This window comes from Bacillus sp. UNC41MFS5 (genome assembly GCF_000686805.1).
On the sequence record NZ_KK366017.1, the window covers coordinates 1,161,183 to 1,182,510 of the forward strand.

The window sequence follows — 21,328 nt, forward strand, 5'->3', positions numbered from 1 at the left end:
GTCTAAGCGACTAATGCCCGTGAAGGCAGAAAAATGGGATCAGCGGTAACCATAGTAAGCGTATGATGCCCGTGAAGGCAGAAAAAACGGTTCAACGGTAACTAGTGGAAATCTTAGAATCTACCTACTTAGGAAAAAGTAAATGAAATGTTCTAGAAGTAACTTATTATACTTTCGATGGATATAGAAATATAAGATTTTTTTTATTTTAACGCAGACCCTTGTATTTTATGAGGTATGCGGTTTTTTTTGTATTCAAAATGGTGTGGTGCATATTACTTAAATTAGTGTATTTTGGAAAATATAAAAGAATCTGAGGAAAGAGGAGGAAAGAAGACCTTGTGGAAAAAAGTTAGTCTAAAACAGCATAAAAGTTCAGGAAATACTTCTTCCTCCGATGACCTATTAAACAAAAATTTGATTGAGAATGTAGGACAAATTAAAGAGGATTTAGGTGATTGCTCTGATTTAATTGTTCGTGTCATCAAGCATAATGAAAATCCGTTTGCCTTTGCAGTTCTTCATATTGAGGGGATTTCAAATACACCAAAAATTGATGAACATGTCATAGAACCTATATTAACAAACAAGTTTGACCCAGCTTCTAGAACAATAAAAGATGAATTACAACAGGTAATTGCAGTCACAAAGATTAAGGAAAAAAACACTTTTAAAGAAATACTATCAGCGATTGTATCTGGCGGCACAGTCATTTTAATAGATGGTGAAATGAGTGCACTGATCCTTGATACAAGAGAAATTGAATCACGTAGTATCGTAGAGCCAACAACACAAACAGTTATTCGCGGACCAAAAGACAGCTTTACTGAAAACCTTAGAACCAACACATCCCTCGTCCGATCTCGAATCCAGAGTCCAAATTTACGTCTGGACCCGATGATAATTGGTGAAGTGACTCAAACTCAAGTTGAAATCATGTACATCAAGGACATTGCTGAAGAGTCGATTGTAAAAGAAGTTAAGAATCGTCTTCAGAAAATAAAAATAGACGGCATTATTGATTCAGCCTATATTGAAGGCTTTATTGAAGATGAACAGCAAACTCCTTTTCCAACGGTTCAAAATACCGAACGCCCGGATGCAGTGGTTGGAAATTTACTTGAAGGACGTGTGGCCATTTTTATGACTGGTACTCCTTACGTTCTTATTGTCCCGGTAACCTTTACCCAACTCTTCCAATCTCCGGAGGATTATTATCAGAATCAATATATAGGCAGTGTTTTAAGGATTTTACGGTTGGGGGCATTTTTTTTAGCCTTATATGCACCGGCTGTATATGTAGCGATGATTACACACCATCAGGCACTTGTTCCAACTGTATTACTTGTCAGTATTGCTGCCCAACGAGAGGCTATTCCTTTTCCGGCCATTGTGGAAGCTTTTATCATGGAGATCACCTTTGAAGTACTAAGAGAAGCAGGAATTAGGATGCCTAGAGCAGTGGGATCAGCCCTTTCTATTGTGGGAGCGCTTATCCTTGGACAAGCAGCTGTAGATGCAGGCTTTGTATCTGCAGCGATGGTTATTATCGTTTCTGTAACAGCCATCGCTAGCTTCGCACTACCAAACTACAACCTTGGAATCGCTGCTCGCTCTCTTCGTTTTTTATTATTAATCGTTGCCTCATACGCCGGGCTTTATGGTGTGTTAGCTGCTTCCCTTATTATAGGGATGCATATGTGCTCATTGCGTTCGTTTGGGGTTCCATATCTATCTCCTATAGCTCCATTCAATCTAAAGGAGCAAAAGGATGTTCTATTTCGTTTTGCTTTACCAAACCTAATAAACAGACCAGCACCTGCAAATAAAAAAAATAAAGTAAGGATAGGGAAAAGGAATGAGGGAGAATAGAATGAGAACTAAAATATCGTTCTTGATTATATTCTTATTTGTCGGACTCACGGGGTGTTCAAATTATACGGAATTAAATGAAATAGCGATTGTCCTCGGAATAGGGATTGATTATATCCCTGAAAAAGATGTTTACGAAGTTACCTACCAAGTAGTTAATCCAAGTGAAAATGCTGCAAGAGGCACGGGTTCCGGCGGTACGCCAGTAATTAACTTTAAAAGTAGGGGTAAAACAATTTCTGAAGCAGCTGGTAATTCCTCAAATATTTTTCCCCGGAAAAATATTTATTCGCATATTCAGTTGGTTCTCATTGGAGAACAACTGGCAAAAAAGGAGAGTTTGAACTTTATTTTTGATGTATTTGAGCGGGATGCAGGAGTGCGTGTCAATGTTCCTGTTTTAATTACCCGTAATGCTGACATAAAAACGACAATGGATATACTTTCTTCTATTGATAAAATTCCTGTTCGATCACTTGTAGGCAAGGTAATGAATGCCTCAGATTTAATAGGGGAACATGGTGAAATTAAAATTTACGATATTATTGAGAATTTAACTAACGAAGGTTCAGAACCAACAATAAGTGGGATAAGCGTAAGAGGTAATTCAAAAACTGGTGCTAGCAAGAAAAACATAGAAAGTATGAATAAGACATTCGTATTCCTCAATGGAATTGCAGTATTTAGAAAAGGAAAATTAGTTGGATGGATAGATGGAAAAAAGACAAAGTCGCTTCAAATTATTAAGAATAAAATACGAACTAGCAGTTTGAGAATTCATTGTGACCAGAAGCGGTATAACAATTTACTCGTAAATCACTTGAAAAGTGAGTCAAAAGTCGATTTGCAAAACAGTCAAGCAGTCATAACAATTCAGGTGAACGCTTTCGGTAATCTAACTGAATTGCTCTGTAACAAGGATATAAGTAAGCGTGAAGTAATAAAAGAATACCAACGTAAAGGTGAACAGGAACTGGAAAAAGAAATTAAAGATGGAATTATTGTGGCACAAAAGTTGGAGAGTGATGTGTTCGGCTTTGGGGAAATTTTACGCAACACTCATCAAAAAAAATGGAGAAAATCCAAGCAGCAGTGGAATAAGTTATTTTCACAAGCGAAGGTAAATGTCCGGGTGAATTTGACTATTGAAGGAACAGGAATGCGAATTAAGCCTTATCCTTATTGATCTAGGAGGGAAAGAAATGGAACAAGTAAAGGTCAATGGGTTTCAGTTGTTTAGTGTCATCTTTTTATTTGAATTAGGAAGCGCAATTCTTGTAGGGATGGCTGGTGAAGCAAGGCAAGATTCATGGATTACGATCCTATTTGGAATTGCTTCAGGCTGCGTTCTATATCTTATTTTCACAAAATTATATACTATGTATCCTGCATTACCATTGACCAGTTACCTTCAAAAAATTCTGGGGCGTTATTTGGGCTGGCTATTTGGGCTAATGTATGTAACATATTTTATGTACATCGCTTCTAGGGTTTTGCGCGATTTCGAGGAACTATTAGTCATTGCAGCATATCGATCAGCAACACTTCTGACGCTTGGAATCATCATGATGGTATGTGTAATGTATGCAGTCTTTAAAGGGATTGAAGTATTTTTTCGCATATCGGAGCTTTGCCTTTTCATCATCGTGTTCATGCTTCTCTTTATTATATTATTTGAAATGGCTAGTGGAATAATAAAATTACATAATCTCCGTCCAATATTAGAACACGGTTGGCGTCCATTAATTAAATCCTTTCCAACTACTCTAACTTTCCCTTTCGGGGAAATGATTACGTTCACAATGCTTCTTCCATACCTAAATAAACAAGAAAAGGCTAAAAAAGCGGGTATTTCAGCTATCGTTTTGAGTGGTTTATGCCTTCTATTATTTACCCTTTTGAATATCGCCATTACCGGAGCAGATATTGTTTCCCGGTCTGCCTTTCCTATCCTTACGGCTGTAAGTTACATTAACATTGCTGAATTTGTTCAAAGGCTCGATACAGTGGTGATTATTAGTATGGTCATATTAGGTTTTGTAAAAATAACTGTTTTTCTCTTCTGTGCGTTTATCGGGACAATAGATTTGTTTAAGATCAAACATCAAAAGAATTTAATTTATCCAATGGGAATCATTATTTTAGTTAGCTCAGTCGTTATGGCACCAAATTATATAGCTCACATTAACGAAGGATTAAAAATTGTGCCGTACTATTTACATATTCCTATGCAAATAGTAATCCCAATATTATTATTGGTAATTGCCTTGATTAAAAGAAAGCTAAAGCCAGCTTCTGCCTGATATTAAGCATTATTCTTCTTATTAATACTGGATCTGTTGACCTTTGTAAAAACAAGTGGCAGGAAGGAAAAAATAATCAGAATAACTTCTTCACCTGTCATCTTTTGTTTTATTTTATTAAAGGAATTTATAGTCTCATATATACTAAGACCTTGGAGCAAATCAATTATTATACTGACTCCTATAACAAGGGAAAATAAAAGTAAGATTATAAATAATAATTGTTTCAAGAGTATCACCCAGCTTTTTTTTTTATTATTTGTAAATATAGGAATATTAGCCTAAAATGTAATATCTTTAACAAAATTGTAATTTGTACAAGCCCTTCCGACATAGGATACACGGATTAGTATTTATGTCGTATAGGAGGGGTTAGGTTGCCCAGAAAGTGGTTAGTATTTTTGATATTTGCCTTTTTTATGTTGTCTAGTTTTTTTGTTGGTGTCCCTACAAGTTCTGCAGCCTCCAGTGGAAAGTTGATTATTATTAATAAGACTACCAACCGGCTGGCTTACTTTGAAAACGGTGTATTTAAGAAGCAATTTAAAGTTGGAACCGGGAGAAAAAAATCGTATACGCCAGAGGGCAAGTTCAAGATTGTGGTTAAGATTAAGAATAGGCCTTACTATAAGGGACATATTCCGGGTGGAGACCCTCGTAATCCGTTAGGTAACCGATGGCTTGGTTTAAATGCCCGCGGAACATGGGGAACGACCTATGCGATTCATGGGAACAACAACCCCAGCTCAATTGGTGGTTATGTAAGCAGCGGTTGTATTCGGATGTATGATAGTGAAGTAGAATGGTTGTTTAGCCAAGTCCCAACTGGTACCCCAGTAATCATCACCTCATCAGGGAAATCCTTCAACGCAATTGCATTAGCCAATGGATATAAAGTAAAAGGCGGCTCAGGTGCACCTTCCGTTCCTGTTAGTACCAGTGGAGAAATCCTTAAAAAAGGTAGTCGGGGTCCAGCTGTCCAAGAACTTCAACGTAAGCTGACTTCACTAGGGTATAGTACAAAAGGTGTTGATGGTGTCTTTGGAGTAAACACCGATACTGCGGTGCGCAAATTTCAAAAAGCTCATAAATTAACAGCGGATGGGGTCGTTGGTCCAGCAACAAAAAAAGCATTAGGAATTAAGTAATAATAAAGAAATTGTTCAAGAAGTTGCTCAAAGTATTGAGCACTCTTTTTTTTTGAATTGATTCTTTATTTTTTTCGGAAAGTTTACATAAATTAACACAAATTATATGAACATAGAGTATAACCGTAAATTTGTTGGAGGTAATGGTATGAGTCGATTGGACAGGCTCAAGATGGAAAAAGTGGAGCCAAAACATTGGCGGCAATTCAATGAGTTATTACGTTATGTTTTCCAAGTGACCAAAAAAGACTTACAGACGGTGGGCTGGGAGGAACGTGAAATTGCATTAGCAAAACTGCCTGTTTTGGAACAGGCCGATGTGTTAGGCTGGTTTGATGGTGAAAAACTAATCTCCCAAGTTGCTGTTTACCCCTTTCAAGTAAATATTTATGGTAGAACCTTTGAGATGGGCGGCTTAACGGGGGTTGGCACCTATCCAGAATATGCGAATTTAGGATTGATGAATAAGTTGATCTGGCAGGCACTGGCTGATATGAAGGATCGAAACCAATCGATTTCTTATTTATATCCCTATTCATTGCCTTTTTATCGTAAAAGGGGCTGGGAGATTATTTCCGATAAAATGACCTTTGAAATCAAAGACTATCAATTACCAAAAGTTAAGAAAGTTTCAGGTTACGTCGACCGGCTAAATACAGAGCATTCAGATATAAAAACTGTTTACCAGCTTTATTCTAGGACACGTCATGTCGCCATGATACGAAACAATTTAGCTTGGGAAGAATTCTGGAGATGGGAACTGGATGAATTAACGGCCGCAGTTTATTATGATCATTCTCATCAGCCACAAGGATATTTGCTGTACTGGATCTCTCAAGATGTACTGCATGTCAAAGAAATGATCTATATGAATGAAGAAGCGCGGAACGGACTTTGGAACTTTATCAGTGCCCATTTCTCCATGGTAACGAAGGTTGTCGGGAATATTTTTACCAATGAGCCATTGGCTTTCTGGTTGGAGGACGGGGATATTAAAGAAACCATTGCTCCCTATTTCATGGCACGTATCGTTGATGTCACACAGTTTATCGAACAATTCCCATTCAGAGCACTTGGCTCTGAAATTCACATGACGATTAAGGTGGATGACCCGATACTAGAGTGGAATCAGGGCATATATACACTTCGAGTATCTGCAGTCGGTCAGGGGGATATGGTGCCAAGCGAGGGACAGCCAGATGTAACTGTTACTATTCAGACATTAACAACGATGCTGCTTGGATATAAACGGCCGTCCTATTTGGCAGCAATGGGTCGCCTTTCCTGTAATGAGCAAACGGTGGAGATATTAGAGAATTTAATTGAACGAGAGACGCCCTATTTCTCCGATTATTTTTGAAGTGCTGCTCTTTTTTCCTCTTTCCTAATCGGAAGAGGAATTTTTAAATTATTAGAAGTTTAAAATAAATATACCATTATGGGGTAAATTTGGTTTATTATAATGGAATAATATTTTTATTTAAAAAGGAGTTTATGAATGAATTTTTCTGCTAAACAAATTGTCTTTATTAGTTTTATGTTATTTTCAATGTTTTTCGGGGCTGGAAACCTGATCTTTCCACCATTTTTGGGGCAGTCAGCGGGGGATCATCTTTGGACAGCACTGGCTGGTTTTATTATTTCAGCAGTTGGTCTGCCGATTTTAGGCGTGATTGCGGTGGCTAAGGCAGGAAGCTTTAACGAACTTAACCAAAGAGTTCATCCTTTTTTCGCCTTTATCTTTCCATTTCTTATTTATATCGCAATCGGACCTGGCCTGGCGATTCCAAGGGCAGGTAGTCTGGCATTCGAAATGGGATTAGCTCCTTTCTTACCAGAAAATTTGGTTGGAAGTTCGCTCTCATTATTTGTTTATAGTATTGTTTTTTTTGGATTAGTAGCTTGGTTATGTATGTTCCCATCCAAGCTTATTGACCTTTTTGGGAAAATACTGACTCCAATCTTACTAGCCCTAATCGCCATTATTTTTGTGAAGAGCTTAATTGACCCAATCGGTTCATTTGAAACACCAAAGGATAACTATATTTCAAACCCTGTCTTTCAAGGGTTCTTAGATGGGTATTTAACAATGGATGCGCTGGCAGCATTAGCATTTGGCATTGTTATCTCGAATACATTGAAATCGCAAGGAGTCGTGGATCATAAAAAAAGATCACTATATATGATGTATGCCGGATTAGGTGCAGGAATTCTGTTAACTGTGATCTACCTAATCTTAGGGTATTTAGGTGCTGCTAGCTCATCCTTAGGAAAAACGGAAAATGGAGCACAAATATTGGCGAATGTAATGACACACTTATTTGGTCAAAGTGGGACCTTTATTTTAGGTTTAGTTTTTACCATTGCATGCTTTTGTGTGTCCATTGGTTTAGTTACTTCTTGCAGTCAATTCTTCGCCAATGCGATTCCAAAAATTACTTATAAAACCTGGGTTCTTATCCTAGCAATTCTAAGTATGGCCATCGCTAACTTGGGATTAACGCAAATCTTACAAATCTCTGTTCCGATACTTGGCATGATCTACCCTATGGCCATCGTGATTATCTTATTAGGTCTTTTTGATAATTTAATTAAGAAATCCCGTCAGATTTATATCACAGTTGTCAGCTTTGTTGCTCTTTTTAGCATCATTGATACGATAAATAAAACATTCCTCGCCAATAAATGGAGTGGGGCACTTGAAATTCTTCCCTTTTATACAGAAGGCATTGGATGGATAATCCCAGCCCTCATCGGATTAATAGTGGGATATCTGCTAGGATTATTTAGTGACAGACCATTTGAAGCTTGAACTGCAAATAAAAAACACGGCTAAATTCAGTCGTGTTTTTTTGATATAACTAAAACTATATAAGTAAACTAGGATTGTTTCTTGTCTGTTTTTTTCTCAGTTAGGGCACGATAAATTTGGGTATACATACTGCCTTGAACAATATTTTGTAGGAAAAAGTCTCCAATTAGTTTTAAGTATTCTTCATCCTCAAACATCTTTTTGTTTTGTAATTCCATTTCAGCCAAACCTTCATATTTGGTAAGAAGGGCATATGTATGATCCTCGCCGGAAACAGGGGTTAAGATATCGACATTATGATCATAATTTTCATTCCGGAACGTCTTAATTTCCTTTAAATTCTCAATACCTTCTTTAAATTTATCTTGTTTAATCTCAAATGTTTGATAGACAAAAATTGCCATTAGCTGCATCCCCTAGTTAAGATTTACAAACGTAAATTTAAATTTCCCTTATATGACTAAAGTTATTCTTCACCATCTAAACTGGTTGCTCCATGTTATAAATGGAAATATTTCAATACACTTAAAAATCTTCTCTGGAGAATAATATCAATGAATAGAAAAACCTAGATTTGAAAGGATTAGGTGGAAAATGTCTTCATATCAACCAGGACAAGTCGTCTATATTATCATTCGGAATCCACATGCTCAAGATGTGGCCAATGTCCAGCAAGCGGCAGTTGTGCAGAATCCGGAGGATTCGGATCAACTTTCTCTTTTTGTTTACGAAACCTATTACCCTCTAACTGAGGACGTTGCGGTTTATTCATCTGCAGAGGAAGCAGAATATGCCTATCAAGATGCGTTTGGTTTAACAGAGACGGAGGGGTATTATGGTTAAACCTTTTGTACCCCAGCTTGTTTATATTGAGCCAAGCGCACTTGAGTACCAGCTGGGCAAAGAGTTAATTGCCAAATTTGAAAATATGGGAATTGAAATAAGGGAAACAACATCACATAATCAAATTCGAAATTTACCTGGTGATAATGATTTTCAAAAGTATCGGACTGCAAAATCGACACTGGTGGTAGGAGTTCGAAAAACATTAAAGTTTGATACATCCAAACCTTCTGCGGAATACGCAATTCCATTTGTAACTGGCTGTATGGGACATTGTCATTATTGCTACTTACAGACAACAATGGGAAGTAAACCTTATATTCGTACTTATGTGAACCTGGAAGATATTTTCGAGGCTGCTGATAATTATATGAAAGAACGTGCGCCTGAACCAACTAGGTTTGAAGCCTCATGTACATCTGATATTGTTGGTGTTGACCATCTAACCCATACCTTAAAAAAAGCAATTGAGTTCTTTGGACAATCGGAATATGGCAAACTTCGTTTTGTAACCAAATTCGCTCACGTGGACCATTTACTTGATGCGAAGCATAATGGGAAAACCCGTTTTCGCTTCAGTGTTAATGATGATTATATCATTAAGAATTTTGAACCGGGTACATCGAGACTGCCAGAACGGATCGAGGCAGCAGGTAAGATTGCCGGTGCCGGGTTTCCATTAGGTTTTATTATTGCACCGATTTATCTCCACGAGGGCTGGAAAGAAGGGTATAAAGAAATGTTAGAAAAGCTTGAGGCGGAGTTGCCGGATTCAGCTAAAGAGGATTTAACCTTTGAAATGATTCAGCATCGGTTTACAAAACCAGCGAAGCGTGTCATTCAAAAAAATTATCCGATGACAAAGCTAGAACTTGATGAGACAAAGCGGAAATGGAAATGGGGACGTTACGGAATCGGTAAATTTGTCTATACAAATGAAGAACAAGAAGATATAAAGGATACACTAGGAAGATATATTAATACCTATTTTCCGCAAGCAAAAATTGAGTATTTCACATAGAAAAGAGGGATTGCCGAGCATCCCTCTTTATTTATGGATTTTTATGATTCAGTTGGATCAGGTCTAAACGATGAGATTGGTTGTTCACTGCCATCCTTTAGTTCGTTATCTTTTTTAATCCGGCCTTTACCAACGGCCATAGCCACTAAGACTCCGACTGCTATAAAGATAAGTCCTGTTAAGAAAACCGTAGAAAATGAATCGGACCAGGCGATTTGAATGCCATGAATTACGCTATTTTGAATGTCTTCTGGCATTTTTAAAAGGCTCGGATTGAGCAGTAAACTAAATAATGAATCTGTTTTTTCAGAAAGAGCTGTTAATGCTTTATGTGCAATTGGATTTTCAGCATCATTAGCAACACTAACCATTTCACCTTTCAGTGTATGGTTCATGATTGAATTTAAAATCGTAATTCCAATCGTACCACCTATTGATCGGAAGAAGGTGGAGGCGGATGTAACGGTTCCTAGCTGCGATTTTGGAAATTCATTTTGGATGGCAATCATTAATGTTGGCATAACTAAGCCCATTCCTAGACCAAGGACAACCATATATGCATAGGCAGTGTATTCGTTTGAATCGATGCCCATTGTACTCATTAAATAGAATCCTAATGCACCAAGGAGCATACCTGCTGTTAGTACAGAGCGGAAGCTAAATCTAAGTAATAATTGCCCTCCAAGTATACTTGCCGCAATCATAGCAATCATCATTGGAGTCATGGTTGAACCAGCTTGCGTTGGAGATACACCAAGAATTCCTTGCATGTACATCGGTACGAACATTATTGCTCCAAACATGCCAAGCCCCAGCAAAAATCCTAGCGCATTCATCGTTGCAAAAGTTCGATTTTTAAAAAATGAAAGATCCAAAATTGGTTCCACTGCTTTTCGCTCGATTAATCCGAAAACGATAAGTAGCAAAATCGAACCTCCGAAAATAAGGAAAGAAGTAGTTGAGGCCCAATCAAATTTATCCCCGCCGAATGTTAAACCAAGTAATAATAAGACAATGGCAGGAATTAATGTGATAATTCCCCAATAATCAATATTCACTTTTCCTTTAACTGCGGTAGTTTCATGCTTTAATCCCATAAAGATTAAAATTGCCGAAAGTAGTCCAAAAGGAACGTTAATCAGGAAAATCCAGTGCCAGCTAATACTATCAACAATAATTCCTCCTAAGAAAGGGCCGATGACAGAACTTAACCCAAAGAGTCCGCCAAAAATTCCTTGCCATTTCGCACGTTGCTCAGCTGTAAAGATGTCCCCAATAATGGTTTGAGACAGAGGCATGATCATCCCTCCGCCAATCCCTTGAAGCCCTCTATAGATCACTAGCTGTTCCATTGATGTGGCAGTTGCACACAATCCAGAACCAATAATAAAGATGATTGTTCCTAGTAAATAGAGGAATCTTCTCCCGTACAGGTCTGAAAGTTTACCAACAATCGGGACAACCGTAGTCGATGTAATCATATAGGCAGTTGTGACCCAAGCAAAAATGGTAAAGCCATTTAATTCTGAAATAATCGTCGGCATGGCAGTTCCAACGATTGTTTGTTCTAATGCACTGAAAAACATTCCGATAATTAAACCAGTGATAACTAATTTGGTATTAATCCGTTTATCTTCTATCGCCATATTATTTTCTCCTATCTAAATGTTATTAAATAATTTCCGTCATAAAATATACAATATAACTGTCCGGTCAGTCAATATTTTTCGTAGAAAAGGATACGTACAAAAAATATCCTTTATAATTCAAATCCATAAAAATCAGCCATTTCCTTAGTGAGTGGTTCTAGTGTTTCTATTCCTTTAAAATTGGAAAGCATTCCTTTGATGACTGGAAGACGAGGACTTTGTTTGTTAATTTCCTCTTCAAGGACGTCTAATGAGATTTCTAAAGCTTCTCTATTTTCCATCTGATCCATTTCATTTCTCATGTTTTTGATAACATTATTTACATTGGCTGGTTCGAAACATTGCTTTGAATTTTTTATAATATTCCCCATCTTTTCCTCAGTTAAGAAGGGTTCCTCACTTGATATGTCTTTTACGATACTATCCATCCTTTTCATTAAATATTGGGATAGTTTCTCAATCTCAAATTCAGCAGGTTCAAGCATCATTAATCCCACATATGTTTGAAACAACCCTTCTAGAATCAAGGCTAAATCAATCGAAAAAGGCTCAATCTTTTGACCATAAATAGATACTAATCCTTTGCGATGTAATAAATGAGAGTCAAACCGCTTTTTAAAGAAAAGTTTTTTGATTTCTTCATTCCTTGGGATTGCCTGTTCTTTGGCGAGCATTATCATAAATTCTTTATGACCAATGAATGTTCTGAAAAATGCAGTGATTTGCTTGATGAATTTTTCTCGCGGGGATAAATCTTGGTTTTCAAAAACTAACCTGCTTGATTCTATCGTAGCAAATATATATTCAAGTATTGAGAGTAATAAATCATCTTTTGACTTAAAATGTAAATAGAAAGCCCCTTTAGAAATATTACTTTCAGTAGCAATCTCTTGAATCGACGTCGATGAAAAACCTTTTTGAGCAAAAAGCTTCATCCCTGATTGAATAATTAGTTTCTCCTTTTCTGTCAAAATAAACCCTCCATTACTAAATGTTTCTATGAAAAAACGTATAATTCTTGACTTATGACTGGTTGGTCATTATGATTAAGTTTGTTATGACCGCATAGTCAATCCTATTCGAATCAAACAGAAATGTCAACATGGTATAAGAAGGAGAGAAAAATGAAGAAAATCATTCAGTTTTCATTGAAGAACAAGTTTGCCGTATGGCTATTAACCATTATTATTACAATTGCTGGATTGTATTCAGGAATGAACATGAAACTAGAAACCATTCCAAATATTAATACACCACTTGTTTCAGTTTTGGCTGTGTATCCAGGGGCGACACCTGAGCAGGTAGCTGAGAAAGTTACGGAACCGATTGAAAAACGAGTCGAAAATTTAGATGGAGTTTCGGTTGTTAGTTCCTCTTCTTTTCAAAACGCATCATCTATCCAAATAGAATATAATTTTGATAAGGACATGGAAAAGGCTCAAAATGAAGTAAAGGAAGCCTTGAGCAATCTTGAACTTCCTGAAGGGGTAGAGGAGCCAGAAGTCTCTCGATTGAGTTTTTCTGCCTTCCCAGTTATGTCATTAAGTATTACAAATACTAAACAATCTTTGGCAGAATTAACTAAAACAGCTGAAGAAGATATCATTCCAGAACTTGAAGGTATTGAAGGAGTATCAACGGTTCAAATTTCAGGCCAACAGGTTGACGAAGTTCAATTGAAATTTAATCAGTCTAAATTAAAGCAATATGGCTTATCTGAAGATACAGTAAAGAATTTAATCAAAGCATCGGATGTTACCATTCCATTAGGATTGTACACATTCAAAGATACACAAAAGTCCGTTGTCATTGATGGCAATGTTAGTACAATAAAAGACCTAAAAGCGATTAAAATTCCCGTTATCCCAACAGCAGGTGGCACTCAGCAAGGTGCAGCAGCCAGTCAACAAAACCAAGGACAACAGGCAGGTATAACTGCTGGCCAAGTCAGCCAATCGGCACAGGCTTCTACTGCAATCCCCAGTGTTGAACTAAAAGATATTGCCACCATTAAGGAAGTAGGGAAAGCAGAATCTATTTCACGAACAAATGGCAAAGAGTCCATCGGAGTACAGATTACAAGTGCACAGGACGCAAATACAGTGGATGTAGTAAACTCTGTCAAAGAAAAATTAGGTGATTTTGAAGATAAGATTGATGGGTTAAATGTTACTACAATTTTTGATCAGGGCAAACCTATTGAAGAATCGGTTGCAACCATGCTGAATAAAGCGATTTTCGGTGCAATATTTGCCATGATCATCATCTTGCTTTTCTTGAGAAATTTCCGTACTACAATCATTTCGGTTATTTCTATCCCATTATCCATCTTAATTGCGATATTACTTTTAAAACAAATGGATATTACTCTTAATATGATGACTCTTGGCGCAATGACTGTTGCAATTGGCCGTGTTATTGATGATTCGATTGTTGTCATTGAAAACATCTTTAGAAGGATGTCTCTTAAAAATGAAACTTTAAGTGGTAAGGATTTAATTGTTGCTGCCACGAGAGAAATGTTCATGCCGATTTTTTCATCCACGGTGGTAACGATTGCTGTGTTCCTTCCATTAGGATTAGTTAAAGGTCCTGTAGGCGAGATGTTCCTACCGTTTGCATTAACCATTGTTTTTGCTTTATTAGCATCCCTTTTAGTAGCGATTACAATTGTCCCTATGATGGCACATTCTTTATTTAAAAAAGGGATTTCCACTAAACATGTTCATGTTGAAAATAAACCAGGTAAATTAGCTTTGGGATATAAAAAGGTTCTCAATTGGTCCTTAAATCATAAAATCATTACCTTCGGATTAGCTATTTTATTATTAGTTGGCAGCTTGTTCCTGGTACCGGTGATTGGGGTAAGTTTCCTTCCATCTGATGAACAAAAAATGGTTGTGGCCACTTATAAACCAGCACCAGGAGAAACCTTGGATGAAGTTGAGCGGATTGCAACTGAAGCAGAGGGATTTCTTGAGAACAGAGCCGGTGTAAAAACGATTCAGTTTTCCGTCGGCGGAGAAAATCCGATGAATCCAGGGCAAAGCAATTCGGCCATGTTTTTTGTTGAATATGATAAAGACACCAAAAACTTTTCACAAGAAACTGAAAAAGTTATCAATGATTTGAACAAACGAAATGATAAAGGCGAATGGGCAAGTCAAGACTTTTCAGGAATGGGTTCATCGAATGCACTTTCTTTTAATGTGTATGGTGACAATATGGATGAGATTGAACCTGTTGTAAACAAGATTGAGAAAATCTTTAAAAGTCAGAACTCCCTTAAAAATGTGAAGACTAGTATTGCTGATACGTATGAAGAGTATACCCTAGTCGCTGATCAGAAAAAGTTAAGTCAATTAGGACTTACAGCAGCACAAGTAGGGATGGAACTTGCAGGTAATGGCCAGCGTCAAGTATTGACAACCATTGAAAATGATGGCAAAGAAATGAATGTCTATTTAGAAGTTGAAAAAGATGATTATGAAAATATTAATGAATTAACGGATAAAACGATCCAATCCCCGATGGGTATGGCAGTCCCTATTAAGAATGTTACCGATATTAAGAAGGGGCATACATCTGATACGATTACTAGACGTGATGGGCGTATTTATGCGAGTGTAAGTGCTGAAATAACGACTAAAGATGTCTCAAAAGTTTCAGCCGCGGTTCAAAAGAAGGTAGACAAACTAAAACTTCCTTCAACGGTTGATGTTTCGGTTGGCGGGGTATCAGAAGATATTGCAGAATCCTTTACACAGCTAGGGTTAGCCATGCTTGCAGCGATTGCTATTGTCTATTTAGTCCTCGTTATTACATTCGGCGGAGGCTTAGCACCGCTAGCCATTCTGTTCTCATTACCTTTTACCATAATCGGAGGACTATTAGGTTTATTGATTTCTGGTGAAACGTTAAGTGTATCTGCAATGATCGGTGCCTTGATGTTAATTGGTATTGTTGTAACGAACGCGATTGTCCTTATTGACCGTGTCATTCATAAAGAGAATGATGGATTATCAACTAGGGAAGCGATCCTTGAAGCGGCAGGGACACGCCTCCGTCCTATTCTGATGACAGCCATTGCGACTATTGGTGCACTTATACCGTTAGCATTCGGAATGGAAGGAAGCGGACTAATTTCAAAAGGATTAGGTGTGACAGTTATTGGCGGATTGACAAGTTCAACGCTACTTACTTTAGTAATTGTACCGATTGTTTATGAAACACTAATGAAAAAGAAGCGAAAAGAGAGAAAGCAAGTAGAGGAATCATTATAATGGTACGAAAATGAATAGCAGCTGATTCTTTTGTTTTGTTAACAGAAGAGTCAGTTGCTATTATTTTTTATAGGAGCCTTGACATTTTAAAAAAAGAGTGTATAGTAATGTTCTTGTGCTGGTCATTTTGTTTTTTTATTAAATGTTCATGGATTGTTCATATTTAGCTGTTAGGATAGATGTTAGACTATTGAGGGCAGTAGTTCCTCATTAATATAAAAATAATAACTGAAAGTATATAATCATAGATTACAAGGTAGGTGCTATATGATTAACTTATTGCAAAGAGGTCAAAGTATTTTTAATAAATATGTTGGCTTTTTCTTTTTGACAGTATTTTTCTTATGGATAAAAACATATATCGTTCAATTAACGCAATTTGACTTAGGAATCGAAAATTCTCTTCAGAAGTTTCTATTATTTATCAATCCGCTCGGATCTGCTTTACTTTTCTTGGGCGTAGCTTTCTTTTTAAAAGGTAGAAAAAAGTATATAGGGCTAATTGTAATAGATTTTCTTTTATCGTTTCTTTTATATGCAAATGTTTTATTTTACCGATTCTTTAGTGATTTTATTACCTTACCAACCTTAACGCAGACACAAAACTTTGGCGATGTAAGCGGCAGTGTCACTTCCTTATTGAAGCCGTACGATTTATTATTCTTTCTTGATGTCATTGTTTTAATTGGTTTACTTGTTTTCCGTTTTGTGAAAATAGAAGTGAAGGATATGAATCGCGGGAAAGTTGCAGCTTTATTTTCAATGGCACTTGCGATTTCAAGCGCGAACTTAGCCTTAGCTGAAACGGACCGTCCTCAATTACTAACAAGAGGATTTGACCGAAACTATATTGTTAAATATTTAGGGATGTACAATTATACCATTTATGATGCCTTTCAAAGTACGAAAGCATCCGCTCAACGGGTTATGGCCAGCAGCGATGATACTACTGAAGTTGTAAACTATACAAAGTCTAATTATGCAGAGCCAAATCCAGCTTACTTTGGTGCTGGAAAAGGAATGAATGTAATCTATTTACATCTTGAATCAACGCAAAATTTCTTAATTAATTATAAGTTGCACGGGGAAGAAGTCACTCCATTTTTAAATTCTTTAACGAAGGATCAAAATACCCTTTACTTTGATAACTTCTTCCATCAAACAGGACAAGGTAAAACTTCGGATGCTGAATTCATGTTAGAGAATTCATTATACGGATTATCACAAGGTTCAGCCTATACTACAAAAGGACTGAACACCTATGAGGCTGCTCCTGCCATTTTAGGACAGCAAGGCTACACTTCAGCAGTATTCCACGGAAATTCAGGTAGCTTCTGGAATCGTAATGAAATTTATAAATCATTTGGCTACAACAAGTTCTTTGATTCAAATTATTATCAAATCAATTCTAAAGACCTAGCTGAATACGGGCTGATGGATAAGCCATTCTATGAACAATCGATTCCACTTCTGGAATCTTTACCAGAGCCATTCTATACAAAATTTATTACCGTATCGAATCATTATCCGTATCCAATCAATGAGGAAGACGCAACGATTGCACCAGGTACAACGGGTGATAAATCGGTCGATGGATATTTTCAAACGGCACGATATGCGGACGAAGCATTAAAGCAATTCTTTGATTACCTTAAAAAATCAGGTTTATATGATCGTTCGATCATTGTAATGTACGGGGATCATTATGGTATTTCTGAAAATCATAATAAAGCAATGGCACAGGTGATGGGAAAAGAAATAACTCCATTTGAAAGTACTGGATTACAGCGCGTGCCATTATTTATTCGTGTCCCTGGAATGGAAGGTGGGGTAAACCACGAATATGGTGGTCAAATCGATCTTCTTCCAACGCTGCTTCACTTACTCGGAACAGATACAAAAGAGTATGTCCAATTTGGAACGGACCTATTATCAAAACAGCATGATGATTTAGTGCCTTTCAGAAATGGAGATTATGTAAGTTCAACCATCACTTCCATTGATGGTAAATTCTATGACTCCAAAACGGGTATGAAATTAGATGAAGCAAAAGAGGAAGAAGCCAAAAAAGATCAAAAGATCGTTGAGTATAAATTAAAGCTTTCAGATAAGGTCGTTAATGGAGATTTATTACGTTTCTACAAACCTGCAAACTTTACTCCAGTTGACCGATCGCAATATAACTATAATAAAGATGAAAATGTCGTTTCTAAATAGTAAACAGTAAACTGCCTGAGGAAATTCTCAGGCAGTTTTTTTTCACTCATTTGTACAAACACATGCCCTTTGCATCATTATTTTCAAAAAGTGAAAAGATATAGGCAGTAGGAAGTCTGGATAGGGGGGATTATGATCGGGAAGGTTTGGCACATTTATAAAACTGATTGGAGAAATATCTTTCGTGTGCCAACTGTATTGTTGTTAATTGGTGCACTTATGGTTCTGCCGTCGGCTTATGCTTGGGTGAATATTAAATCAATGTGGGATCCATATGGCAATACATCAGGAATCCGTGTAGCAGTTAGTAACGAAGATGAAGGAACCATAATCCGTGGAAAAAAAGTTAATGTTGGTCATGATACGGTTAATAATCTTAAAAAGAATCATCAACTTGGCTGGGTATTTGTAAATCGGATCGAAGCAGTGAGTGGAGTGGAAAATGGGCGTTATTATGCCTATCTCATTATTCCTAAGGATTTTTCGAAGAAGTTATCTAGTATTTTAGAGGTAAATCCCCAAAAACCAGAAATCGAGTTCGCAGTAAATGAAAAAATAAATGCTGTAGCTCCGAAAATCGTAAGTTCAGGTGCTTCAAGCGTAACCTCTCAAATTAGCCAAGCTTTTATAAAAACAGTAAGCGAAGCCATTTTCAAGGGATTTTATAAAGCCGGAATTGATTTAGAGCAAGCATTGCCATCCATACATAATGTGGAAAAACAGATTTTTGCCTTAGAAAAAGCATTGCCTGAAATAGAAAAAATGGGGAAAGTGGCAATTGAACTTGAAAAGAAGTTACCTGAAATCCAGGCAAAGGGGCAGAAAGTGATTGAGTTAGAACAAAGGATACCAGATCTAGAACAGGCGGCTGCCAGTATCTTAAAGGTTGAAGAACGCTTACCACTTATCAAAGAAGGTGGCGAGAAAGTGATAACCCTGCAAGAGAAAGTTTCTAGTTTGCAGGGAGCGAGGGAGCTTATTTCTGGTGCTGTCACCAATCTATCAGATATAGAAAACGTGCTTCTTCAGTCACTTGAACAATTGAAAGGATCTTCAGTATCACAGAGTGAGACCAAAGGAGAACAAGCTGAGATAAAAAAGATTTATGAGGAACTGGTAAAAATCCATGGAAATATAGTGGAGGCAGAGACAGGGCTACATGGGAGAGTAGATAAATTGACAGAAGAGCTTAATTCAGCAGCTAATTTTTTTAAAAGTGATTTTGCGACTAGTGAGCAAAAAATTCATCGCGCTGCTGACTTTGTGCGAACTGATTTACCAACTTTAGAAAACGACATTCGAAAAGCAGCAGATTTATTTAGAACGAGGCTTCCTGCCATTGTGAGGGCTGTCCACAAAGCAGCGGACTTAGCACGCAACGATTTACCAGGATTTGCGGCAAAAATAAGGAGTGCTGCGGATAAAATTAGGAGATTTGAAAGTAGCGTAAATATGTATGACTTAATCGAATTTCTAAAGCACGATCCGCAAAAAGAAAGTAATTTCCTTTCGAATCCAATTTTATTAAAAACAAAGCGGCTATTTCCAATTCCAAACTACGGATCGGCAATGACACCATTTTACACGATGCTAGCCCTTTGGGTTGGTGCGACATTATTAATTGCCTCACTAAAAGTAGATGTTGATAATCCAGGTCCTAGCTTTAAAGGGTACCAGCTTTTTTTAGGAAGGCTCCTTACCTTTCTTACTATCGGAATCTTCCAAGCAGCGATTGTGTCCCTAGGTGATTTGTTTTTCATTCATACCTATGCAGTGGACAAACTATGGTTTGTAGTATTTAGTATGTTTATCAGCATGGTATTTGTTACAATCACTTATTCCTTATGTTCCGTGTTTGGCAATATTGGAAAAGGGTTAGCGATTATTTTCTTGGTCCTGCAAATCTCAAGTTCTGGCGCAACATTTCCTGTGAGCTTGACCTCATCATTTTTTCAAACGATCAATCCTTTTATGCCATTTACGTATGCAGTGAGTATGCTTCGTGAAACAGTTGGCGGCATGATTGTCGAGGTCGTGAGAAATGATATATTCGCGCTGGTTGTCTTTATCTCATTGAGTTTACTATTAGCATTGATACTAAAGAAACCATTAAGTAAACGGATTCAAAAAACAGCAGAAAAGGCAAGAACTTCGAGGATTATTCCGTAGGATGTATCAACAAAGTTAATATTATCATTTATGATTTCGCAGACATGTAAACATGTCTGCTTTGTTTATTTATCGAGTAAACGAATGTATCATTTTGACTTCGTAAACACTTTTTAAAATATTGTAATAAATCAACTTGACAATTCCTATGTGTATGGTAGGATTAAATTTATATAATAACACATTGAGCGTATACTCGATCCATTAAAATATGGATTTATTATTCTAGTAATTCAACAGGGAGGTCCACAGGGATGTCAAAAGCAGTGACTTATGAAAACTGGAATCAAATATCAGATACTTTTTCCATAGAAGACAAAACAAAGGGTGCACGTGCTGTTTTAGAATGGGCTTACAGCCAGTATCCTGAAGAAAAAATTGTATATGCCTCCAGTTTTGGAGCTGAAGCCATTGTATTAATTGATTTAATTTATCAAGTTAAAAAAGATGCGCACATCGTTTTTTTAGATACAGGACTTCACTTTCCGGAAACGTATGAGGTAATCGATAAAATAGAAGCGCGTTTTCCAGAGCTTCAAATTGAGCGAAAAACTCCTAAATTGAGTTTAGATGAACAAGCAGCGGAATACGGTTCTGCATTATGGAAAAGGGAACCTAATCAATGCTGTCAAATCAGAAAAGTAATTCCTTTACGTGAGGCACTAACCCCAAGAGAGGCATGGATTTCGGGTCTCCGCAGGGAGCAGTCTCCAACAAGAAAGGATACTCAATTCTTAAATAAGGATGAAAAATTCCAAAATATTAAAATTTGCCCGCTCATTCATTGGACCTGGGATGAGGTTTGGGAGTACATCAAGGAAAAGGACCTCCCTTATAACCAATTGCATGACCAAAACTATCCTAGTATTGGCTGCTTCCCTTGTACCCAAGCGGTCGGAACCAATGGTGATTCTCGTGCAGGACGTTGGTCAGGCAGCAGTAAAACAGAGTGTGGATTGCACTCTTAGTAAAAAGGATCATTTCCCGTTACTTACGATCATTGGGTAGGAA

At 37.2% G+C, this 21,328-nt stretch carries 15 protein-coding genes; 12 read left to right on the plus strand and 3 right to left on the minus strand.

The genetic code is table 11. The annotated features are described in order from the left end of the window. Positions 1 to 339 precede the first annotated feature (339 nt). The 6 genes from BR30_RS0121930 (at position 340) to brnQ (ending at position 8,135) form a co-directional block, all read left to right on the plus strand. Positions 340 to 1,872, plus strand: coding sequence for a spore germination protein (locus BR30_RS0121930; RefSeq protein WP_026566864.1), 1,533 nt, complete (start codon positions 340 to 342; stop codon positions 1,870 to 1,872). A 1-nt stretch (position 1,873) separates the two neighbouring features. Beyond that, entirely contained in the window at positions 1,874 to 3,058 is a 1,185-nt protein-coding gene (locus BR30_RS0121935; protein WP_026566865.1) for a Ger(x)C family spore germination protein, read from the plus strand. Between the two features lie 16 nt (positions 3,059 to 3,074). Next, entirely contained in the window at positions 3,075 to 4,175 is a 1,101-nt protein-coding gene (locus BR30_RS0121940; RefSeq protein ID WP_026566866.1) for a GerAB/ArcD/ProY family transporter, read from the plus strand. A gap of 377 nt (positions 4,176 to 4,552) precedes the next feature. Continuing rightward, the gene (locus BR30_RS0121950) at positions 4,553 to 5,323 is read left to right on the plus strand and encodes a L,D-transpeptidase family protein (protein WP_035445791.1); all 771 of its coding nucleotides are present in this window, start codon (positions 4,553 to 4,555) and stop codon (positions 5,321 to 5,323) included. 148 nt (positions 5,324 to 5,471) lie between these two features. Beyond that, the gene (locus BR30_RS0121955; RefSeq protein ID WP_026566869.1) at positions 5,472 to 6,683 is read left to right on the plus strand and encodes a GNAT family N-acetyltransferase; all 1,212 of its coding nucleotides are present in this window, start codon (positions 5,472 to 5,474) and stop codon (positions 6,681 to 6,683) included. Positions 6,684 to 6,821: 138 nt separating this feature from the next. Beyond that, positions 6,822 to 8,135, plus strand: coding sequence for a branched-chain amino acid transport system II carrier protein (gene brnQ / locus BR30_RS0121960; protein WP_026566870.1), 1,314 nt, complete (start codon positions 6,822 to 6,824; stop codon positions 8,133 to 8,135). 68 nt (positions 8,136 to 8,203) lie between these two features. Here the strand turns inward: brnQ and BR30_RS0121965 are convergent, their stop codons facing one another. Beyond that, positions 8,204 to 8,539, minus strand: a complete 336-nt coding sequence (locus BR30_RS0121965) for a hypothetical protein (protein WP_026566871.1) — start codon at positions 8,537 to 8,539, stop codon at positions 8,204 to 8,206. A gap of 190 nt (positions 8,540 to 8,729) precedes the next feature. Between BR30_RS0121965 and BR30_RS0121970 the strand changes: the two genes are divergently transcribed. Both BR30_RS0121970 and splB read left to right on the plus strand, forming a co-directional pair. Further along, positions 8,730 to 8,978 (plus strand): transcriptional regulator SplA domain-containing protein, encoded by a 249-nt coding sequence (locus BR30_RS0121970; protein WP_026566872.1) that lies wholly within the window; start codon positions 8,730 to 8,732, stop codon positions 8,976 to 8,978. Then, positions 8,971 to 9,999: a spore photoproduct lyase gene (gene splB / locus BR30_RS0121975; RefSeq protein ID WP_026566873.1), complete on the plus strand. Its 1,029-nt coding sequence runs from the start codon at positions 8,971 to 8,973 to the stop codon at positions 9,997 to 9,999. The genes BR30_RS0121970 and splB overlap by 8 nt, the downstream gene beginning before the upstream one ends. 41 nt (positions 10,000 to 10,040) lie before the next feature. Here splB and BR30_RS0121980 read toward each other — a convergent pair whose 3' ends face one another. Together BR30_RS0121980 and BR30_RS0121985 are read right to left on the minus strand one after the other, a co-directional pair. Further along, complete coding sequence (locus BR30_RS0121980; protein ID WP_026566874.1) at positions 10,041 to 11,645, minus strand: MDR family MFS transporter; 1,605 nt, start codon at positions 11,643 to 11,645, stop codon at positions 10,041 to 10,043. 113 nt (positions 11,646 to 11,758) lie between these two features. Then, positions 11,759 to 12,619: a TetR/AcrR family transcriptional regulator gene (locus BR30_RS0121985; RefSeq protein ID WP_026566875.1), complete on the minus strand. Its 861-nt coding sequence runs from the start codon at positions 12,617 to 12,619 to the stop codon at positions 11,759 to 11,761. A 153-nt stretch (positions 12,620 to 12,772) separates the two neighbouring features. Between BR30_RS0121985 and BR30_RS0121990 the strand changes: the two genes are divergently transcribed. The 4 genes from BR30_RS0121990 (at position 12,773) to BR30_RS0122005 (ending at position 21,285) form a co-directional block, all read left to right on the plus strand. Beyond that, entirely contained in the window at positions 12,773 to 15,931 is a 3,159-nt protein-coding gene (locus BR30_RS0121990; RefSeq protein WP_026566876.1) for an efflux RND transporter permease subunit, read from the plus strand. Between the two features lie 267 nt (positions 15,932 to 16,198). Then, positions 16,199 to 18,148 (plus strand): lipoteichoic acid synthase, encoded by a 1,950-nt coding sequence (locus tag BR30_RS0121995; protein ID WP_026566877.1) that lies wholly within the window; start codon positions 16,199 to 16,201, stop codon positions 18,146 to 18,148. A 132-nt stretch (positions 18,149 to 18,280) separates the two neighbouring features. Then, positions 18,281 to 20,317 (plus strand): YhgE/Pip domain-containing protein, encoded by a 2,037-nt coding sequence (locus BR30_RS0122000; protein WP_051633724.1) that lies wholly within the window; start codon positions 18,281 to 18,283, stop codon positions 20,315 to 20,317. A 254-nt stretch (positions 20,318 to 20,571) separates the two neighbouring features. After that, entirely contained in the window at positions 20,572 to 21,285 is a 714-nt protein-coding gene (locus BR30_RS0122005) for a phosphoadenylyl-sulfate reductase (RefSeq protein WP_026566879.1), read from the plus strand. Positions 21,286 to 21,328 lie beyond the last annotated feature (43 nt).